The sequence below is a fragment of the Capnocytophaga sp. oral taxon 338 str. F0234 genome (assembly GCF_000192225.1).
Taxonomy (GTDB): Bacteria; Bacteroidota; Bacteroidia; order Flavobacteriales; family Flavobacteriaceae; genus Capnocytophaga.
In genome coordinates this window covers 1-1,890 of sequence record NZ_GL872422.1, presented here as the reverse complement: position 1 = coordinate 1,890, position 1,890 = coordinate 1, and the positions used below count along the sequence as shown (strand labels likewise).

The window sequence follows — 1,890 nt, the reverse complement described above, 5'->3', positions numbered from 1 at the left end:
CTAAATATTAACATAAATATTATTTTTTTCATTGGAAAATATTTTTAAGGTTGCCAATCATTAGCCTCTTCTTTTATCTTGGTTATTCTTACTTTTTCATTTTTATGCTGTTTGGAAGTGCTAATGAAATTTTTCAAATCATTCAAAAGACCACTTGGTTTTTGAGTTGTTTTCCCTATCCAATTTATCCCTTTATAAAAAGGAAATGCTTCTTGGATAGCTGTTTTTACAGTAGTGGTACACTGCTCACCTTTCCAAGGATAAACACTATATATCTTTAAATGTCTATACCTATTCTCCCACCATTTTAGCATTTTATTTGCCTCGCTTTCCTTTACATAAAATTCTATTTTATGAACTTCGCCGTAAATACTTGTTCCATATTTTTTCCAATCTAATTTGATAAACTCTATTGCTTGATGAAGAGTTACACTATTAGCCTCTATACCTTCCCTTTTTGCAATCATCTCTCCCCACCAAGGACGACCAAGAGTATTTTTAAAACTAAGAGTGTTTTCATTAATATTAACTATATCATCTTTATCGCCATCATTATTAAAATCCACATCATACTCTTTTTCATTTATTGGAACAATTTCTCCTGATTTATAGATATTTGGAGTTCCATTATTATTTAAGTCATAATCAGGTCCATAATCAAAATATTTATTCCCAATTGCCATACCCGTATGTCCTGCTAATCCTTTTGCTCCCCACCCCGTTTCTTTACTATGTGGCAATTCAATGATAACTGTTATCAATACCTCTTTTTCATACAACGCCAAATAATCACTTTCCATAGCAGGCAAATCAATAGTCTCATTTTTGTATTGACATTTTATAAAAAGTTCTATTTCATCACCCTCAAATGTTTCCTCAAGCAATTTCAAACACTCTTCACCTGTAACCCATTCTATATAACCTCTATTATTCTGTACAGTTATTTTATTTATTTCCTTGTTTTTATTTTTAACTACTAATTTATCATTAAAACTAAAATAATCCTGATCATATACTATAAAGTCAATCTTTTCTCCATTTTTTACTCCCTGAGTCTGTATATGAAATCTTATGGTACTTCCGACTGTAGCTTCCTTTATAGGTTTATCATTGACATCTGTCCACCATCCTTTTACAAAATACTTTCCTGCAGGAGGAGGATCTTTTGGTTCTCCCACCGAAGTTCCTCCATCGGCAGTAAAGAGGCTGTGTTCTCCTGCCCAAGCCTCAAAGTCATCAGTATAAACCTGCCAAGTATCACACTCTACTAAGTTTGTTTCTCCTACTTTTCTAATGATTGTTCCTCCTGCCATAGCTAAGATATATTTGTGCTTTCACCACTATTGTTACTAAACTTTCCTTTTGAATGCACCTCATTCTTTTGTTCAGATATAAGTTTTGCATTCTTGGACTGATCAACAACTTGTTTTGCTCTTGCCTTTCTCTCCCCACGAGCAATTTCTGTGATATTTGCAGCTATTAACGAATAATCTCCTATTGCATTTTTATTGATCATAGCTCCTGCTGTCTCAGATATATCCACTCCTGCATCTATATCAATGCTTGCTGTAGCTCTTAAGCTAATATTCTCGCCAGCAACAAATGTTATATTCTTAGGAGCTTGAACCTTAATATTTCCTTTCCCGTCCATAGCATATATATTGCCACTTGGGTCCTCAATCCTCACACTGCCATCAGCATCGTTAAGCAATATTTTGGTACCGCTTTGCGTATGTATAGCTTTGGTAGTAGGGCCGTACCCACTTTTTGCCTCACCATTGTAATGTGCTCCAAGCACAAAAGGACGTTCCGCATTACCTCCTTCAAAATCTATCATTACCTCTTCACCTATTTCAGGGACAAAATAGAATCCTTTACCCCCTCCTGTAT

2 protein-coding genes are annotated in these 1,890 nt (G+C 34.6%); both read right to left on the bottom strand.

What is annotated here, in order from left to right:
- Positions 1-44 precede the first annotated feature (44 nt).
- The gene (locus HMPREF9071_RS11610; protein WP_009401516.1) at positions 45-1,313 is read right to left on the bottom strand and encodes a hypothetical protein; all 1,269 of its coding nucleotides are present in this window, start codon (positions 1,311-1,313) and stop codon (positions 45-47) included.
- A 2-nt stretch (positions 1,314-1,315) separates the two neighbouring features.
- A partial coding sequence (locus tag HMPREF9071_RS12580) for a phage baseplate assembly protein V (protein ID WP_009401515.1) occupies positions 1,316-1,890 on the bottom strand: 575 nt, incomplete at its 5' end.

Bases quoted from the DNA above. Each gene is read 5' to 3' on its own strand.
- HMPREF9071_RS11610 (WP_009401516.1), bottom strand. From the start codon at position 1,313: ATGGCAGGAGGAACAATCATTAGAAAAGTAGGAGAAACAAACTTAGTA.